The organism is Spiroplasma poulsonii, assembly GCF_009866525.1.
Lineage (GTDB): Bacteria > Bacillota_I > Bacilli_A > Mycoplasmatales > Mycoplasmataceae > Spiroplasma > Spiroplasma poulsonii.
Genome location: NZ_CM020866.1, coordinates 1,869,995 through 1,888,250 on the forward strand (window position 1 = coordinate 1,869,995; position 18,256 = coordinate 1,888,250).

Below are 18,256 nucleotides of genomic sequence, written 5' to 3' on the forward strand. Positions count from 1 at the left end.
TTTTATAATTGCAATTTTAGTATGAAACAAGGAGTAAAAATGAAAGAATTTAATCCAAAAACAGCAAGTTTACGAACAATTTACCGTAAAATAGAAGAATTTTGACAAGATAAATCATCTAATAAACCATATACATTGAATGATTTAACCAATAAATTCAACCTTTCTGCAAGTGAAGATATGATACTTATGCGAGCGAAAAGATAGTTCCTTTGCTTGAAAAACAAGTTGATAGAATTGAAAGTGAAATAATTGAATATATGATGCGTTCGCCTGATGGTGCTAAATTATATTGACAACGAGCATTTAATTATAAATATTCACTGCAAGAAAAAGAACTTGAAAAAGAATTAAATTTAAATAATCAACAACCAATAATAGTTAATTTACAAACTGATATTAGAGATATTAAAAAAGAAAGTGATAATAATGCTTAATCATTTTACTTATTTGTTAGAAACGCCTTATTGGTTATTACAAAATAGTAATGTTGGTGATAAATATCCATTTGCTAAAAAATATGAATTAGTTAATGAAATTAATCAAATTGGAACACGATATAGTGGTAAAACTATTTCAAATATTAAAATGTTTGGTGAATTATTAAAAATTAGTTTATTGATTAAAGAACCAATTTGTATTATTGCTAGTATGTATTGAAGTAAAGATTTAAAAGATAGTGTCTTTCAAAACATATGAAATATGTTAGATGAAAATAATATTTCTTATACTATTAATTTATCTAATTTTACTTTTACTTTATCAAATGGGAGCAAAATATATTGTAAAGGTTTACATTCACCAAGTCGAAAAGAAAAATTAAAAGCTTTTGCTGATTTAAATAAATATAAATTAGTTATTGATTGAAGAGAAGAATGTGATCAATTTCAACAAAAAGATTTAAGTGATTTAGAATTTGCTATTCGTGGTTATCAAAATAAAATAACAATTAATACATGTAATCCTGAAAGCTTAAAAAGATATATTGTTGGTTATTGTAATGAATTATTACCTTTTAATGAAGAAATAATGCGTAGTAAATATGAACAAATTAATTATATTGAAAAATGAAATATGAAGATTATTATTCATTATTCTAGTTGAAGACTTAATTATGAATTACCACAAGATAAAGTTAATGAACAATTAAGATTAGAACAATTAGATATTGAAAGAGCAAGAGTATGAAGTTGAGGACTGCCTGGGAATACTAGTGGTTCAATTTTTGCAAGATATATTGATATTATGCAAGCAACAGATATTATTCAACCAACTAAATTATTAGGTGGTGTTGACTTAGCAAACTCTACTAGTCCCAAAGGACATACAACAGCATCGAGCTTTTGAATATATAATTCATTTGATAAAAAAGCCTATAAAGTTGCTGAATATACACACTCAAATGCTACGCAACAATTTAAAGGACCATTAGAACAAGTAAAAGATATTTTAGAGTTTTACAACAATCAATTAAACCAATATTTTAATTTAATACAACAAGGAATATCAATTAATGTTGATGATAGTGCTTATGCAACATTAGAAAGTTTAAATAGAGAAAAATATAATTATACTTTTGGTCAATACATGAATTTTAAACCAGCACAAAAGCAGAAGTTTAAAATAAAACATCGTGTAGAAGCATTTACAATGTTAATAAATACTAATCAATTAAAATGATTATGAGAAAAATGTCCTGTAAGTAAAACCCAATATGAATTAATTCAATGAGAAGATAAACCCGATGTAAGAGAAGAACGAATGTTAGATTTATATGATGATACATTTGATAGTGATTTTTATGCTTTACACTTTGAATTAATACCAATGGTTAAACATAATAGTTCATCCGATTATAAATTATGACAACAAAGGGAGTGATTAACTTAATGAAAAAAGATATTTATGTAATACATGATGAACGTGTAATAAATGCAAAAAGACCTTATATGTCTGTTTGTGGACAAGTTAAAAAAAGACTTTGTCAAGAATTAAAAAAAGATAATATAGCAATATGTAAATTAAATTTATATAACGAATATATTAAGAAATATCAAAAAATTAAAGTATGTGTACAAGTTTTATCAAATGAACCAAATTTATTAACAGTAAATATTATTAATTATGCACTTATTTTAAAATTAAAGGAGCAAAATAACAATGAATAATACTTTCCCTAGTTTACCAAACTTAAATGATATTAATAGTGTTTTAAAATTTTATAATTATGATTGAACTATTAATTTAGCAAATATTATTGCTCGCCATCAAATGCGACTAGTAAATGGTAAAGATATTTTATTTAAGTCTCATCGTAAAGACATTTTAGAAAAATTAAATTGATGATATGAAACTTATAAAATAAAAGAAAAATTAGATAAAAATGAATTAACAGCCAGTTTAATGGGTAAAACTATCTTTGGTTTATTAGAAACTAGTGATGGCAATATTGATTTATGAATTAACCCATTTAACTTTACTTCAAGAGTAAGCAAAATAAATGAAATTGAACAAGGTGCTGATATTTGATTAAATTATCATCAATCAGATAGTGGTTTTATTTTAAATTTAATTTGTACCAAAGATAAAATAATTATTAAAGGTTGACCAAAAAATAATGAAGTAGTTGTTGGGCAAAGTAAAACACAAATTAAAGATGATGTTAGACCTGTTTTAGTACAAGAATTTAAAAACAAATTAGGTATTGTCCCTTTTTGAGAAATGATTAATGAACCTAATCCATTATTTTTATCAACTTCAACAACATTAAACCCATGGCCTACTATGGCAAATTGTTATAAATTACAATTTGATTTAGAAGATAGTTTTAATATTAAATCAAAAGAAAGATGAGCAAATCGTACTCATTGATATGGGGTATTAGATGATGATTTAATGACTGCTTATAACAAAGGCAATAAAAAAGTATTACAAGATGCTTTTGATGATATTTTTATTCAATCAGGTCAATCAGCAGTAGATGGTCAATTATCACAATCTTTACAAGTAGTACAAGGTACACCAACCTTAGAAACATATACCGAAGACGAAAAATCAATTATTGAACAAGTATATTTAGCATGTCATTTTTCTAGTCCTTTTGGTGATAAATCAGATAATGACCAAAATAAAACACAATCTTTATTAACTAAAACCAAAGATTTAGAAAAACAAGCATATTTACAAGCATATCGTAAACAATATTATACAAAGATGTTTGATACTGTTTTAAAATATTATGGTTTATGAGATGGTGTTGGTGAACGACCTTATGGTTTTGATTTTGTTAGTGCTAGTTTAGTTGACCAAATGCGACAAAATGAATTAATTACTGCTAGATTAGATAATGGCACAATGGAACCAATAAGAGCAATTACTGAATATGATAATATTGATGAATTAGAAGCAAACAAATATTTTGAAAAAATAGAAAAATGACAAGATAAAATGCAAACCAAAGAAATTGAACATAATAATAAATTACTAGAATATGATGAAACTGGTAATAATCAAAATGCCTTACAAGGTAGAACAGAAATTAAGGAGAATTAACAAATGAGTAGAATTAATCCCGGAGTTATCGAAGAATTAAGAAGACAAGCCCACGATACTTTAATAGATATCAGAGAAAACATAAAAGACAATCGTCATTGAATGGTATTTCCTTTTAATGTTTATAGTTCATATATCCCTGATACTGAAACAGGATGAAAACCTAATAATGCAAAACCAAGTGATTATGGTAGTTATTCACGCATATTTGATAATATGGAAAGTACTATTGCTCAATGACAAAATAGTTTAAAAATAGTACAAAAATATAAAGGTGAAGAAATTAATATATTAACGATTGATGATTTTAATAAACAGCCAATTAATTCAACTATATGAGCCAATAATGAAACACCTTTTGCTATAAAATTAAAAGATGAAAATAATAATGTTTATTGAAAATTAATTGATGGTGAAAATATTTATGATATTAATAGAATGCTAGAATACTTAAAGCAATATAAATTAAGTTATTTTATGAATAATGATAATAAAGCAGATAATTTTTATACTAAAGAAGTTAAGGTTGGGAAATATTGAGATGCTTATATGATTGATGATAGAAGTTCAATTCAATTTGGTGAAGCTAAATTTGAACAAGTATTTACTCAACAATCAACTGAAAGACAATATACTTTATTAATTTTAGATGAAGATGTCAATAAATTAAATATTAATGATTATTATAATTTTTATACTGTATTTAATGACCGTGGTTTAAATATTGGTGGGGGTAATATTAATTCTGCACCACAAGATAGACAATGATTATATCCATCTAATGTTATTAATTATTATTCACCTTATGATGGTAGTTTTTTATGACAAGAAATTACATTTTCAAGTATTAATGACAAAATTAGTAATAGTGGTTTATCAGTAAGACAATTTATACAAACAAGTGCCCCAGGTGAAGGTTATTGTTTTCCTAAAATAACTTATGATGAAAAACTAAATAAAGGTATTGTTGAATTAGATGAAGTTTTATTAAAAGACCCGGGGGTTAGAGCAATGGCAGTTAAATTTTATGGTAATCCTATCTTTTTTGATATGCCTGTAATTGGTCGGCCAATTATTAAAGGTCAATTTAATAAAAAAGTTATGAATTCAAGAGATTTATTAATGTATAACATGTATCCTTGTCCACCCGACAAAGTTAATAATTATGCATCACCAGAAGTAAGCTGATATAACATTCAAGGTATTCAACCAACAATGATAACTGGTTATGAAGATTGAAAAAAAGATATGGAAAGTAGATATGATTTTTGAAAACAGAAAAATAGTGAGGGCATTGTTATAACCGACCCCACTACTACATCAGCAACTAATTCTAGTGTTGGTAGAAATATTCATAAAGAAGATAAAAACTCTAAATTTTATTGATCTAAAGATTGAAAAATAACACCACCAAACAAAATAAAAGTAAATGGCGGTAATGTTGATAATATTATTAGTACTCAAGCATCATCATATTTTAGAAGAAAAGATGAATTTGGTAATACAGTAGGTCAAGTTCAAATTGAATATAGCAAAATGGGTTCATGTAATGTTTGAGATATTTTAAATATGAATAATTTTATTAATCGCCAAGTTACCGTATTACCTTTAAACTATACTCAAAAATTAGTATTTAATCCTTTTACGATACCGGGCGGAGTTGGTAAGTTCTTAAACTTTATTTCATTTGGTATTCCATGAGGTTGAGTAATTAACCAAGACGAAAAATCATGACCTAATTTTCAATGACTTAATGGTTTTATGAGTGCTAATATTTATAGTTTTTATAATGATGCCTTTTGGTCTGAAAAATCAAAAGGTAAGGGTTATTTACCATTTGAAATATTTAGAGAACAAGGGAACGACAAAGTTGGTGCTATATTTGGTGCAAATGCTAATAGTTTAGGTTTTACTACTTTATTAACTGATAAAGTACAAGGTATTGTTTTAACTAAGGATGGTAAACCAACAAAAGAATTAGTTTATTCAACTTATAATTTAAAACAATTAAATGAAAAAACTAACCGAGTTTATTTAATTAATGAAAAAACCAAATCAGTTGACGCTCAAACACCAGTTAGTGATAGTGAAAAAGATAATGATTGCGAATTCTTACAAACACCAGATGGAACAAATTGTAGTTATATTATTGATATGTTTTCAATTCAAGCATTATATAAAGGTAATTTTGAAATCATCTTTTATGCAGATAATCCATATACTAATAATGAAGAAGATTACTTAAAATTATCAGTATGGAGTTTTAGAGGTAAAACAAAAAGTACATTAAATAATTATTTACGCGATATGACAACTAATTATAAAACTAGTTTCTTATTACCACATGACTATGAAATACCAACATTTAATTACCCAGAATATGTCTTGCCACCAGTACCATATAACTATAAACCTTATACAAAAGATATCTGAGATGCTAAAACAGGACAAGCATTAAAAACTAAAATTACAGCACCACCACAATGTAAACACTCAAATAATCCTAAAAGTTTTATTAATTTATTTGATAATACAACAGAATATAAAGGATATTATGAAATAGAAATTGATTTAAGACAAATTGACCCAACAATTCAAAGTATAAGTAAATTTCAAGATTCTTATAAAACAATTGAAATAAGTAATCTTGACAATTTACAAGTTAGTTGTATTGAACCTGATATAAAACATTTTATTCGTGATAGAAATGTTAATATTTTAGGAGGTTATTCTACTTGTGAATATAATTTTGGACCACTATCTGATGCAACTTTACACAAAAAGGGATTGCCACAAAAAGATAATGTTAATTTTGAAAGTACAAAAACTTTGTATACAGAGAATATAAAAGTAAATGATACTGAAACAATATATGTGACTGCATATACTAATGGATTATCTAGTGGAAATTATCAAAGTGAATATACTATTTCATGAAGAAACTGAGATATTAACTTTTTACTTCAAATAACAAAATTATCTGATAATGATAATAATAAAATTACAGAAACATATTTACAAGCATATTATACAAATGATATGAAATTAAAAATTAGATTTTCAAAAGTATTACTTGCTAAATTATTAGGATATTGTTTAACAAATAATACTTCATTAGGTAATGATAAAGATATAACAATAGATGTAAATGCCTTAGGTGTTTTAAATATGATAAATAATAGTAATAATCCTGTTAAAATTACATTTACACCAAGATAAAAGAAAAAGAGATTTAATATCTCTTTTTTATTCTCCTTTAACTTTCACATTACCATCATTATCAATAACTAATTTTGGTTCTGTTGTAGTTAAATTTCAACGATAAACAGATTTAAAATGAGTTCCTTTGTCTATTCTTCAAGGTCAGTTTGTCATTTTAGATGGCTCATAATTAAACAAATCAACTTCATAATTTAAACTATAACGATATAAACCAATTTCACATCCTTCTTCTTCTTTTAAGTTTTTTTTGCCACGTTCATTTATTTTTTCATTATTTAAAAAATTTGTTATATATCATTGTGTTTTACCTTTTCAAACCACATAATATCATTTGTTATCAACTTTATTAAATGGTTTTTCTTGTGGTGCTATTCATTCTAAATTATCTCTAATTTCTTGGTTGTTTGTTTTAATTTTGTTTTCTTGTTTTATTTTTGCTAATTCTTCAGGTGTATATTTTTGTGTTGTATTACAAGCAACTAAACTTGTTGTACTTGTTCCAATTAAAGTGATTGTTCCTAAAAGGCTTAATATTTTTTTCATTTGATTATTTCCTATTTTATTATCAATTAAGTGAATCTATTGAAACAGTATAGTTAACATTTACATTATTAGTATAAACATTTTCATCAGCGGAAATGATTTTTGCGCTACTGTTACTAATATTCTCAACGTTGATTTTTGTAATATCTAAGTCGGTATACATTTCTTTTAGTTTATTTTTAATTTGTTCTTTTGTTGGATTAGATAAATTTTCAGTTTTAAATTCACCTAAATTATTATTATTAATAATTTTATTTAAATTAATATTAGATGTAAAATTAACAACTACTTCACCACTTAAAATATCTTTTCTATTAAAACTTATTTTTGCATATGTAGAAGTTATATTTTTAACTTCAAAATCATTTATATTATTTTTTAAATCTGTATTTTTTTCTTTTAATTTATCTTTAATTTGTTGTTCTGTTGGTAAATTTAAACCACTAGTTCTAATTGAACCTAATTCAATGTTTCTAATAATTGATTTTACTGGTCTACTATATTTAATATTTAATTCACCATTATAAATATTTATATCATTTGAACTAACTTTAGCATTACTTGTTGTAATACTTGTAACATTAATTTTTGTTGTGTCTAATTGTGGGTTTAATTCTAATAATCTAAACTTAATTTGTTCTTCATAACTATTAACTAATTTTGAAAAATCTATTTCTCCTAAATTATGGTTTGCAATAACATTGTTTAAAGGTATAGATTTATCAACTATAAAAGTAAGTGTTGTTTCTCCAGAAAATCCATCTATAGTAATATTTACATAATTACTAGTAATATTTTTGACTTTAATTTGTTCAGCCGCTATGTGTGGATATTTATTAATTAATTTATCTTTGATTTGTTGTTCTGTTGGAATGTCAGCTCCATTAGTTTTAAAAATAGGACTTTGTGTTTGTCTTTTTACTCTTATAGTTTGTTCTTTTTGATAAGGACTAGCGGCAATTGTTGTTGGTACAGCACTTCCACTAATTGTTAATAAGCTTAATAAACTTAGTAATTTTTTCATACTTGTATTTCTCCTTCTTATCAATTTCTATTGGCATTATATATATATATATATATATATACAAGCAAAATTATGAATTATTTTAAAAATTTTATCTTGAAAAATAGTTCTTATTACACGTTTTAAGGTTTAAATTAGCAACAAAATACATTAAGTTTAGTATTTGTTTATAAAAAGTATTGTATTTATAAACTATGGGTGTATAATTAAATTATGAGTTTAATCTTTTTCCATAAAAAAGGGTTTATGCTGACTTGTTAATCGAACAAGGATAAAAAAAGAGGAGTTTATAAAATGGCGCTTACAAAAGAACAATTAATAGAACAAGGTTTAAGTGAAGAAATTGCAGAAAATATCTTAAATCAGTTTAATAATGAAGCCAAACAAATTAGAGAAAGTGTGCAAAAACGCGAAGATGTTATATCAAAAGAAGACTTTATTAAATTATCTAATGAATTAGATGAATTAAAAGCCTTTAAATATGTTCCAACTACTAAAATTGAAGATATTAAAACTAACTTAGATAAAGTTAGTGGTAATTCTTTAACTGAAAAAATGCAAACTTTAAAAGAATTAAAACCTGATTTGTTTGTTGAAGAACAACCATCAGTTTCACCAACTAATTTTATTAAAGATATGATTGAAAATTCAGTTGAAAATAAAAATGATGAAATTGAAATTATTAAAGAAAAAGGAGCATATACTCCGGAAGAGATTAAAAAGATATCAGATTTCACACTTAAAAACCTTAGATAATAAGGAGTGAAAATTATGGCAACAATTAATTTGCCACAAGTACCTTTTACATTACAAGGTAATACAACAGGTCAAAAAGCCTATGTTGATATGGTTAATGCTTTATTGCGTGGACCTTTATATAATGAATATGCAAGTATTATGCAGTATGCAACAGCAACTGCCGAACAAGTTGCTTGATTACCTAATGCAGGACAAGCATTATATAATTTAACTCATCGTGTGGTATGACAAAATGATTATTCATTACCAAATGGTGGAGCAACTCAAACAATGGGATTAACAAGAATTCCAGTACCTATTGATAAAAGATTTAATTTAAAATTAATGAATGAGGCTTTTGATTTAGCATTAATAGAACAAAATATTAAAAATGGTGTTATTGCTGATGCTATTTCTAGTGTTGTACAGAATAAATTTGTTAATTTAGAATGTGAATTAATTCAGGCTATTTATGATTATTGTTTAGCAGATGGTCAATATGAAGTAATTCCATTTCGTAGTTATACAGCAGAAAATGCTGATGATGCAAATAAGGCATTCTTTACATTAAATGAAACTTTGATTGAATTAACTAATCAAATTAGTAATTTATATTTTGGATTGCCAACCGATAAAATGTTTATGGTTTTAGGACGAAGAGCATATTTAGGATTAACACCGGCTTATTTAAAAGTAATTGGTTCACAAGCTCAATTAAAAGCAATGGTTAATGGTGAATTATATGAAAATACCGCAATGGGAATTCCTGTATCAAAAAGTTTTCATTTAGAAAAAACATATACAAAAGGACAAGTTAACCGTGATAAAGGTTATAATTTTACTAATGTAAGTGGTTTAATTATTAATAAACAAGTATGAGCATATCCAATTAATATGGATACTATTCAACAAGTTTTAGATAATGATACTGCTAACCCTAAATGAATTGGTAAAGTACAATATGCAACACCAACAATTTTATATCCAAAAACATGTAAAATTATTTTAGAAAAAGAACCAACAATTGAAGAAAGAACAGCAGCTTACAATAATTTAAATAAAACATTTAGAGTACCAGTTGATTATGTAATTAATGAACCAACAACAAATAAAATTGATATTAGTAAAATTAATAAATTAGATAAACCAACTATTCATGTCACAGACCCAACAAAAGCAACAATCGAACAATTAAAACCACAATTTAAAGCTGTCGTTTTAAAAGCAGTAAAAGCGGTAGATAGTTCTTTAACTGAAAATGATTATGATTACTTTATTGAAAGTAAGGGTGAAGATTGACCAATTGATATTACAAATGATAAAGCAATTTCAGTTCAGATTGAGGGTAAAAACAACGCTACTGGTCAAACAAATCCAATTGATGTCGTAATTAAAAATACTTAATAAACAATGAACTTATTAATATTACGAATTTTAACTTTATTAGCAGAGAATTTAGGTAATAAATCAATAATAAATAAATTTGTTAATTTAATTAATAAGGTTAACAAATTTGCTTCATATTATTCTAATCCGCTACAAAAAATTACAAATAAGATTGAAGATATTTATCAGTGGTTAAATCCATTTACTTATTTAGATTTAATTAAAAAGGGTCATAAAAGAGAAATTCAACAAATATTAAGTCAATTAGAAAAAGATAATAATATTAAAAATAGAGAACAATTTAAAAAAGAAAATTATCTAAATACTAATTGACAACCTTTAAATAGTAGTTGACTTGATAGTGGTATGTTTAATATTACAAATAAATTAACTTTAACAGGTAATTTAACTATTTTAATATATACAAAAACAGCAAAACACCCGAAGTTTTATGGTCCCTATGTTTATCCTAGTGTTCCAGTTGAAATTTGAAAATTATTAAGTAATGCCGTTTCTAATGCGGGTACTTTATTTTGACGTTATTGATTAAGAAAATGATTACCTAGTCATTTAAGAAATTATATTAAAAAAAGACTGCCAAGAGGATTAAAAGAAAAATATCCCAAAGGAACTACTAAATTAACATTACCAACAGTTCAAAAATTACAACAAATTAAAAAGTTTATTAATAATTTAAAGATTGGCCATTTTAATTTTAATTTTGCTGGTGAAATTAATAATAAAAAATGGTATCGAGAACGAAAAAGTGATGTTAAAAATATTAAGAATTTATATAAATCACCAGTTAAAAATATGTTTTACAAAACTAATCAAACTATCAAAACAATTAAGAAAACAAAAACAAGAGTTAATAGTTATAAGCCAAGTAATTTAAAAAATAAATATCGTAATCAATTAAGAGGTGTTTTATATGGAAAATAATTTAAGTAATTTGTTATTTATAACAGTTGAAGATGTGAAAGAAAGTAAACTTTGACAACCTATTAATGATAGAAAGCAATCTGCTTGTAATGATAACTTAATTTATAATGCTATTTTAAAAACTAGTTTATGAATGGATAGATTATCAGGTGGGACAATTTCAGATAAAATTAATAAAAAAGATTTGTTTCCTTGAGTAAAAAAAGATAATACTGGTTTAATTGAATATGATAAATGATTAAGTTATATTCAATCGGCTTGTTTATTAGCAGTTATAAATTGATATTTACCAAAAGGAGTTAATGATTTAACTGGTAGTGCTTCATTTTCACAAGGTGGTGTAGCATATTCACAAACTAATGACCCAGAAGCAAATGAAAATATTACTCGTGATGTTAAAAATGCTTTAAAATTAGCAGGTGAAATAATTGATATTATATCTAGTAAAACGGTATCTAGACCGTATAATTATCATTTAGGAAACTATTCTCATCCATGAGAAGAAGAATATAAATATATTACTAAAAAAACATTTTATCCAACATTATTATTTTGATTAAAAGAGCGATTGCAAACAGATGGTTCAATAAATATTACTTATCCAATTATTAATGATTTTTCTAAAATTGATTATAATGAATATATTAAATTAATAGTTCCATTTGATAATAACACGATTTATTATGAAGATAATGTCTGAAAAGCAAAACAAAGTGGTGATATTCCATCATATGGTATTAAAGATAGTGATTTAAATAAAGCTTATATTGATAAGCAAGATGATAAATATATTGTAAAAACATCACAAGATATTATTCTTAAACAAGATAAATTAGTAAGTGGGGAAAATATTAAAACTATTAATGGTAATTCATTATTAGGTAATGGTGATATTTCTATTAGTGTTGGTAATGATTGAGAATTTGTAGATACTAGTGATTTTAAACCAGCAACTGAATATCAAATTAAAGATTTTGATAGTTCTAAATTTAAATATAAAATATGATGTCAATTTTCAATTTTACCATATATGTTTGTAGAAACTTTTAAAGATTTTGATATTGGTTGTGGAATTGTTTGGTATATTGACACAAATGGTCTTATTAGTTCTTATGATAATGTAAATATAGTTAATTTAAAAATTGAAAGAAAATTGGTGAGTTAATTATGAAGCAAGATAAAACAACTTGATTAAAGGGGGCGTTACCTTGAAATTGATTTAAAAAAGACCCTATTCCAACTTATAATTGAACTCATAAAGATATTAGAGAATGAGAAAGAAAATATAAAATTCGTAGTTGAGTAGTTAGTTTTTATACATTGATATTTTTAGCATTAAATTGTTGGTTAGAATATGGAATGATTAATGCAATTAAAGATGATATTAATTGATATAATTATGGTCAATATTGAGGTAATGGCATTGCTATTTTATTAACACCTTTATTTACGTATGGAATTCAGGGCATATTTGTTGCTAGTAGTAAACCAAAAGTAGATATGAAAATTGATATACCAAGATTAAAAATATCTAAAATGGGATTAGTATTTACAATATTACCTTTAATTACTTTAATAATTTCTTTAATTATCATTTGAATTGATAAATCAAAATGAAAAAAAGACCATTTAAGACATTGTTTAGATTGTCGGATTAATCCGCGTGTTATTCAACCAAGATTAGCAAAACAATGAAATAATTTAGATGGCATAACAGAAGAAATATTTAAAAATATACAAAATGAAAATATTAAAAAACAAAAACAAGAAGAAAATAACAAAGAATTAAATTTAAAATAGACTATATATAGGGGCGGTTGATATTTTTGGGTGGTTATATAGTTTAATTTATAAATTATTTTGTTCTGAAAGGATAGATGGCCACTGTTTGAGTAAGAATAAGAAAGGAATTAAATAAAATGAATGAAACATTAATGATTGCTTTACTTGTGTTAGCGGGTGCGGGTGGAATGGGTAGTCTTGGTATTCTAGGATTATCTGCTAAAAAAATTAAAAAATATAAAGCAGAAATTAGAGAATTAAGAACTGCTGTTATTGCTCACGAAAAGCATTTAAGAGGACCTGATTATGCAACAGAATTAGCATTAAAAACAGGTCAAATTAAAAATGTTAAAAAACAAGTTAAAGTAAATGATAAAAAGCAAGCACAAAAAGATGCTATTAAAAAATTAACAAATAGTATTTAAAAAAATAACCTTAATTGGTTATTTTTTATTTTCTAATATTAAGTATAAATTTTTAACTTTACAAATAACTAAATTATTTTCTCCATAATTATTTTTATAATATTCTCAGTATTCAGTTGAATTAATATCTACATCTTGTTTATCAATCCCAATTATATATTCACCACGAGGGTTTTTACAAGGGCGATTACCTTGTTCAGAGCGATAACATAAAATATAATTATTCATATTCTTTATTTCCTTTATCATGTGTTATATAAAAGTTAATAAGATATTCTATTTTTTGAGAATAAGTACTAAAATTTAATTCATTTCAAACTTTTTCTTCGTTTTTATTTAAGTAAATATTAACATTCCTAATTTTGCAAGAATAATATTTTCCAGTTTTTTGATTATATGAATGTTTCATAATATTAACTCTCATAATTAGCAATAATAATGGCATCTCGTAAATGATTACTTATTTTTTCATTCTTATATTTTCAACCTTTACCATATTCATAAGTTAAATTAGTATCTTTTTCATATTTTCATACAGAACTATCATTATATTTACTTAAATTTTCCATATTTTTAACAACTGATTTAGTATGGCGTGGTGATACTCAATTATAACTAACTCAAGTATTTTCAATCGCACCCAGTAATCTTAATAAATCATCTCTATCTTTACTAGCATTAGCAGATGTATATAAACAATCTTCAATATTTAATCCTTTTGGAAAAAGTTCACCTTTATTTTTTACATAATAATCTGAATATAAATATTCATCTATAAATTCATCAATAAATTTATAATGTTCTTTTCAATATTTACTAGTAAATTCATTTTGTTTAATTAATTTATTATCTTCATATATAACAATAGCAGTAGTACCAGTTCCTGATGGGTCAATACCTATTTTTATCATTATCTTAAAAATCTTTCTTTAAATTGATAATAAAAATCTTCGCTTTGCTTTCTAATTATAACTGGTGATAATTTTTCAACATTTAATTCTTCTTTTATTCAATTTTTACCTTTTGAAATAATATCTTGTTCTATTTTTGTATTTGTAATAAAATCTTTAATATTATTAAAATGCTCTTCCCTCATTCAATTTGGATTTAAATTATTAATTTGTTGCTTATTAGTTTCTTTAATAACTTGATTACTATTTTCTTTACTTATTTCAGTACTATCGGGGTCTAATTCATCAGTTGCTATACCAAATGTCTTACACAATCAATAACGAGCACCATAAGTTAAAGCACTACCAACTGCTTTTGCAATATCTGAATTTTGTGCTGATAAAATAATTCCTAATTCTAATTTTTCATCATTTTTATAAAGTGTTAATAAACCTTTTGAATAATAATTTACCATTTTATCATTATTAATAAATGTTGGTTCACCAACTGCTTGAATTGTATAAGTTATATGATGCTCTTTTAATTGTGGTTTTAAAGTTTGATATAAATCACTTTCAGTAAAATAATTATATTTATTAAAATCATTCCTTGCATTTTTACCAACAAAAATATTTATATTAGATTGAATTTCACCAATACTTGCTATTAATGTTTTTTTAGTTTCTTGTTGCATTTTCTCATTCCTCTCTTTCTTGTCATATTAAAATGGCATCTTTAATTTTTTCTAAATCTTGTTTAGTAATATTAACTTTTTCTTTAATTACTATTTTTAATTTTGGATTTATAATTATCATTAATATTTTTTTACTATCTATACAAAAATCTTTTTCTAATAAATAATAAAGTTTTAATTGTCAAATATAGCGTTTAATATCAGTTTCTTCATTAGAACTAGTAATTTTTCAATCACATATTATATATTCATTATCAATAGTTATTCCAATAAAATCAGTTGTACCACACATTAAAGGGTTATAAAGTGTTTTTTCAGTTTCATAATGTTTAAATTTAATATCTTTAAAAGTTTCTTGATATAATTTTGTAAAATTATTAAAAATATCTTTGTGTGATTTTATATCACAATTAATAAACTCAATTAATTCATCATCAAAATTATTTTTTATTCAACAATCAATCATATTATGTAAACATATTCCACGAGTTTGTGCTAATTTTAAAATATTCTCATCAATTTGCGAATAATCTTTTGGCACTAAAATATTAACAATTTGACTAACACTAGGGATTAAAATACTATATTTATGTAATTCATTATTATAAATATATAATGGTTTAATCTCACATGATGGCATCATTATCACCCATTAAATCTTTAATATCTTCTGAACTATAATTTATTTGTTCTTCTGCAATTATTTCTGGTGTTTTTTTAGATAATAATATATCTCTTTTTAAATCATTATTTGTATGTAAAAATTCATAATTAGAAACTTGTACTATTCATTCAGTTTTATTATCTTTATTTTTAAAAGATTGTAAAACACCAGTAACTGCTATTTGACTACCTTTTTGACAATATTTTTGTAAAACAGTTGCTTGTTTATTTCAAACTTGACAAGATATAAAATCAGTTTCTTTTTGAGTAGAATAAGGTCTTATTACTGCTAATTGAAATATGGTATATTCTTTACCATTTTGTGTTTTTTTAATTTCAATATCTTTAGTTGTTCTACCAATTCCAATAAATTTATTCATTATTAAATTTCCTCTAATTCCATTTCTTCAATTAAATTATCAATATATTCATAAGCACTATCTTCTGAATGACATTCTTCTAATGCTAAATTAAATAAATCATCTTCAGTATAAACATAACCATTTTCATCTTTTCACATATTATTCACATCCTTGTCATTTAATATTGTTATCTTCTAAATCAATAATTGTTGTTTCTCATCCTTGTTTATTTTCAACATTACCAGTAATTTTTGCTTCTTCTAATGTATAAAATAATAAAGTTTTAAAATCACCATATTTACTTTTCATTACTAATAAATATCTTTTATTCATAATTTAATTCCTCCTATTTTTAACTCGCTGGCACTCACTCCAAAGTGAAAGTGCCAAAGCGAGAGTTAGTTATATAATTAAGTATTTATCTATTTATTTACTACGCCATCCGCTTCACTACGGGTGAGCGGTGGCGGTATGTTGTTAGTTAAATAATCGACAGTTGTTTTTTTCTTTTGGAGCCAGAGAGTTTTCTCTCTCTTCATCCGCACCATTTCAGGTCAAAACGTTCAGTTTTTAAAATAAATCTACTTGCACCTTGAAGAGCCTAATGCTGACTTTGTGGTTTTTAAACCGCTGTCACTTCTAAGAAGTAATATCTATCGCAAATTTATTTATAAAGTCATTATCTCTATGGTTTATTGTCGTTTGATATTAACCTTGGACTTATCACGACTATCGCTTGTTAAAGCGTCTATTATTTCCGGACTAATTACCGCTGGGCTAGACCGCCTCCTGTGGAATAAAAACACTTAGTTATTTAAAATAACCGTTCCACACTGCATTAAGTTGTAATTTTAATAAAATAATTAACTGAAACAGAGAAAGGACAACACCTTAAATTAGGAGAAAAAACAGAAGACATTTTGTAAAGATTTCTAAGATATTTAATAAATGTGTAACATAACTTAAAGAAGGTATCAAAAAGTTGTGATAAAAGTTTCTATTTTAAGAACTTAAGATGTTGCCCTTTCTCTGAATCAATTAATAATTTTGGTTTTACAAATAAAAAAACCATTTTAGTAAATGGTTTAATTTATTATTCTTATTCAATTTCTATGTATTTTTTAAAACCCTTCTTTTTCCCATGCGACCATAAAGGTTGTATGTATTATTTAAGGGTTTTAATTAATATCTTAGAAATTGTGGAATAATATACCACTTACTTATCTATAGTATATAACTTTTAATTTTATTGTCAATAATATTTTAGTATTTTTTAAATTTTTTCACAACAAAAAATATATTTTTATTAAAATTACTTAATTTATTATATAAAATTAATAAAGATATAAGTTTTGTTGTAATTTTTTATTAAAATTATTAACTGAATAATTAATTCTATTTTCTTCTAATGGTTCATTAGTGTTAAATAAATTAATTTTATTTTTAAAATTCATCATACTAGTATTTAATTTATTTTTAAGAGTTTTTTCATGATAAGTTGCTTTTTTAACCAAAACACCCTTACAGTAATGTGATATATCACCTTCAATATGACAACCAATATTATTTCATAATATTTGATTTCTGACACCCTCTTCATTATTTTTAATTAATTTAATTGTTTCTTTTAAGAATTTCATTTTTGATTCTTTTATAAAAGAAGAACTGTTTTCTAAGCATTGTAATAATTCTTCATATTTTGCATTATAAAAATAATCAACGGTTTTATGATAAGTTTCTCTATTTTCTTTATTTTTATTTTGAAACGGATATAGTTTTTTAAATCTACTTGTAAGATGAAATTTATCTATGGTGTAATGTACTTTATTTTTAGGGAAATATTCTTGAATAACTTTTGCAATATTTTTAATTCAAGGTGCACCATCACCTAATACCATAATTTCAATATTGTCATTAATATCATAATAACTTGTAATTAATATAAGTAATTTATTAACAAAATTAGTTAATTTACTATTTTTTCTAATATATTCTGGAATGTTATCTAATTCTATAACACCCAATTTATTTT

Annotated in this window: 23 protein-coding genes; 12 read left to right on the plus strand and 11 right to left on the minus strand. The window is 24.3% G+C overall.

All coding sequences use genetic code 4. The annotated features are described in order from the left end of the window. The first annotated feature begins 39 nt into the window (after positions 1–39). The 6 genes from MSROBK_RS10605 to MSROBK_RS10630 are packed head-to-tail and all read left to right on the plus strand — an operon-like array spanning position 40 to position 6,771. Positions 40–207, plus strand: a complete 168-nt coding sequence (locus tag MSROBK_RS10605; RefSeq protein ID WP_159373290.1) for a hypothetical protein — start codon at positions 40–42, stop codon at positions 205–207. A 5-nt stretch (positions 208–212) separates the two neighbouring features. Beyond that, the gene (locus tag MSROBK_RS10610; protein ID WP_159373291.1) at positions 213–437 is read left to right on the plus strand and encodes a hypothetical protein; all 225 of its coding nucleotides are present in this window, start codon (positions 213–215) and stop codon (positions 435–437) included. After that, positions 430–1,890 (plus strand): PBSX family phage terminase large subunit, encoded by a 1,461-nt coding sequence (locus MSROBK_RS10615; protein ID WP_040092839.1) that lies wholly within the window; start codon positions 430–432, stop codon positions 1,888–1,890. Before MSROBK_RS10610 ends, MSROBK_RS10615 begins: the two co-directional genes overlap by 8 nt. Further along, positions 1,890–2,168 carry a hypothetical protein gene (locus MSROBK_RS10620; RefSeq protein ID WP_040093566.1) on the plus strand — a complete coding sequence of 93 codons (279 nt, stop codon included), beginning with the start codon at positions 1,890–1,892 and terminating at the stop codon, positions 2,166–2,168. Before MSROBK_RS10615 ends, MSROBK_RS10620 begins: the two co-directional genes overlap by 1 nt. After that, positions 2,161–3,552, plus strand: a complete 1,392-nt coding sequence (locus MSROBK_RS10625; protein ID WP_040092835.1) for a hypothetical protein — start codon at positions 2,161–2,163, stop codon at positions 3,550–3,552. Before MSROBK_RS10620 ends, MSROBK_RS10625 begins: the two co-directional genes overlap by 8 nt. 3 nt (positions 3,553–3,555) lie before the next feature. Next, positions 3,556–6,771: a hypothetical protein gene (locus tag MSROBK_RS10630; RefSeq protein WP_105628932.1), complete on the plus strand. Its 3,216-nt coding sequence runs from the start codon at positions 3,556–3,558 to the stop codon at positions 6,769–6,771. A gap of 27 nt (positions 6,772–6,798) precedes the next feature. Here the strand turns inward: MSROBK_RS10630 and MSROBK_RS10635 are convergent, their stop codons facing one another. Further along, a complete protein-coding gene (locus MSROBK_RS10635; RefSeq protein WP_105628931.1) occupies positions 6,799–7,317 on the minus strand; it encodes a lipoprotein in 519 nt (172 codons plus the stop codon). A gap of 19 nt (positions 7,318–7,336) precedes the next feature. After that, a complete protein-coding gene (locus MSROBK_RS10640) occupies positions 7,337–8,341 on the minus strand; it encodes a hypothetical protein (RefSeq protein WP_105628930.1) in 1,005 nt (334 codons plus the stop codon). A 294-nt stretch (positions 8,342–8,635) separates the two neighbouring features. On the opposite strand from MSROBK_RS10640, the gene MSROBK_RS10645 reads away from it, so the two are divergent. From MSROBK_RS10645 to MSROBK_RS10670, 6 genes are all read left to right on the plus strand, one after another. Further along, positions 8,636–9,097 carry a hypothetical protein gene (locus MSROBK_RS10645; RefSeq protein ID WP_040092582.1) on the plus strand — a complete coding sequence of 154 codons (462 nt, stop codon included), beginning with the start codon at positions 8,636–8,638 and terminating at the stop codon, positions 9,095–9,097. 15 nt (positions 9,098–9,112) lie between these two features. Next, on the plus strand, positions 9,113–10,483 hold the full coding sequence (locus MSROBK_RS10650; RefSeq protein ID WP_040092584.1) for a hypothetical protein: 1,371 nt from the start codon (positions 9,113–9,115) through the stop codon (positions 10,481–10,483). A 6-nt stretch (positions 10,484–10,489) separates the two neighbouring features. Then, the gene (locus MSROBK_RS10655; protein WP_040093811.1) at positions 10,490–11,407 is read left to right on the plus strand and encodes a hypothetical protein; all 918 of its coding nucleotides are present in this window, start codon (positions 10,490–10,492) and stop codon (positions 11,405–11,407) included. After that, positions 11,397–12,572 (plus strand): hypothetical protein, encoded by a 1,176-nt coding sequence (locus tag MSROBK_RS10660; RefSeq protein ID WP_105628885.1) that lies wholly within the window; start codon positions 11,397–11,399, stop codon positions 12,570–12,572. Before MSROBK_RS10655 ends, MSROBK_RS10660 begins: the two co-directional genes overlap by 11 nt. A gap of 2 nt (positions 12,573–12,574) precedes the next feature. Further along, positions 12,575–13,207 carry a hypothetical protein gene (locus MSROBK_RS10665; protein WP_040093812.1) on the plus strand — a complete coding sequence of 211 codons (633 nt, stop codon included), beginning with the start codon at positions 12,575–12,577 and terminating at the stop codon, positions 13,205–13,207. Positions 13,208–13,284: 77 nt separating this feature from the next. Then, positions 13,285–13,614, plus strand: a complete 330-nt coding sequence (locus MSROBK_RS10670; RefSeq protein WP_133165044.1) for a hypothetical protein — start codon at positions 13,285–13,287, stop codon at positions 13,612–13,614. Between the two features lie 18 nt (positions 13,615–13,632). Here MSROBK_RS10670 and MSROBK_RS10675 read toward each other — a convergent pair whose 3' ends face one another. The 9 genes from MSROBK_RS10675 to MSROBK_RS10715 form a co-directional block, all read right to left on the minus strand. Further along, positions 13,633–13,842, minus strand: coding sequence for a hypothetical protein (locus MSROBK_RS10675; RefSeq protein WP_040093953.1), 210 nt, complete (start codon positions 13,840–13,842; stop codon positions 13,633–13,635). After that, the gene (locus tag MSROBK_RS10680; RefSeq protein WP_105628883.1) at positions 13,835–14,038 is read right to left on the minus strand and encodes a hypothetical protein; all 204 of its coding nucleotides are present in this window, start codon (positions 14,036–14,038) and stop codon (positions 13,835–13,837) included. The genes MSROBK_RS10675 and MSROBK_RS10680 overlap by 8 nt, the downstream gene beginning before the upstream one ends. Next, positions 14,028–14,525, minus strand: coding sequence for a hypothetical protein (locus MSROBK_RS10685; RefSeq protein ID WP_105628882.1), 498 nt, complete (start codon positions 14,523–14,525; stop codon positions 14,028–14,030). Before MSROBK_RS10685 ends, MSROBK_RS10680 begins: the two co-directional genes overlap by 11 nt. Next, positions 14,525–15,199 carry an ERF family protein gene (locus MSROBK_RS10690; protein WP_105628881.1) on the minus strand — a complete coding sequence of 225 codons (675 nt, stop codon included), beginning with the start codon at positions 15,197–15,199 and terminating at the stop codon, positions 14,525–14,527. The genes MSROBK_RS10685 and MSROBK_RS10690 overlap by 1 nt, the downstream gene beginning before the upstream one ends. Next, entirely contained in the window at positions 15,183–15,839 is a 657-nt protein-coding gene (locus tag MSROBK_RS10695; RefSeq protein WP_105628880.1) for a hypothetical protein, read from the minus strand. The genes MSROBK_RS10690 and MSROBK_RS10695 overlap by 17 nt, the downstream gene beginning before the upstream one ends. Continuing rightward, on the minus strand, positions 15,820–16,242 hold the full coding sequence (locus tag MSROBK_RS10700) for a single-stranded DNA-binding protein (protein WP_105628879.1): 423 nt from the start codon (positions 16,240–16,242) through the stop codon (positions 15,820–15,822). Before MSROBK_RS10700 ends, MSROBK_RS10695 begins: the two co-directional genes overlap by 20 nt. A gap of 2 nt (positions 16,243–16,244) precedes the next feature. Then, a complete protein-coding gene (locus tag MSROBK_RS10705) occupies positions 16,245–16,382 on the minus strand; it encodes a hypothetical protein (RefSeq protein WP_157944221.1) in 138 nt (45 codons plus the stop codon). A gap of 1 nt (position 16,383) precedes the next feature. Then, positions 16,384–16,557, minus strand: a complete 174-nt coding sequence (locus MSROBK_RS10710; RefSeq protein ID WP_157944220.1) for a hypothetical protein — start codon at positions 16,555–16,557, stop codon at positions 16,384–16,386. Positions 16,558–17,558: 1,001 nt separating this feature from the next. Then, positions 17,559–18,256: Mbov_0401 family ICE element transposase-like protein (locus MSROBK_RS10715; RefSeq protein WP_159373292.1), on the minus strand; the 698-nt coding region annotated here is incomplete at its 5' end.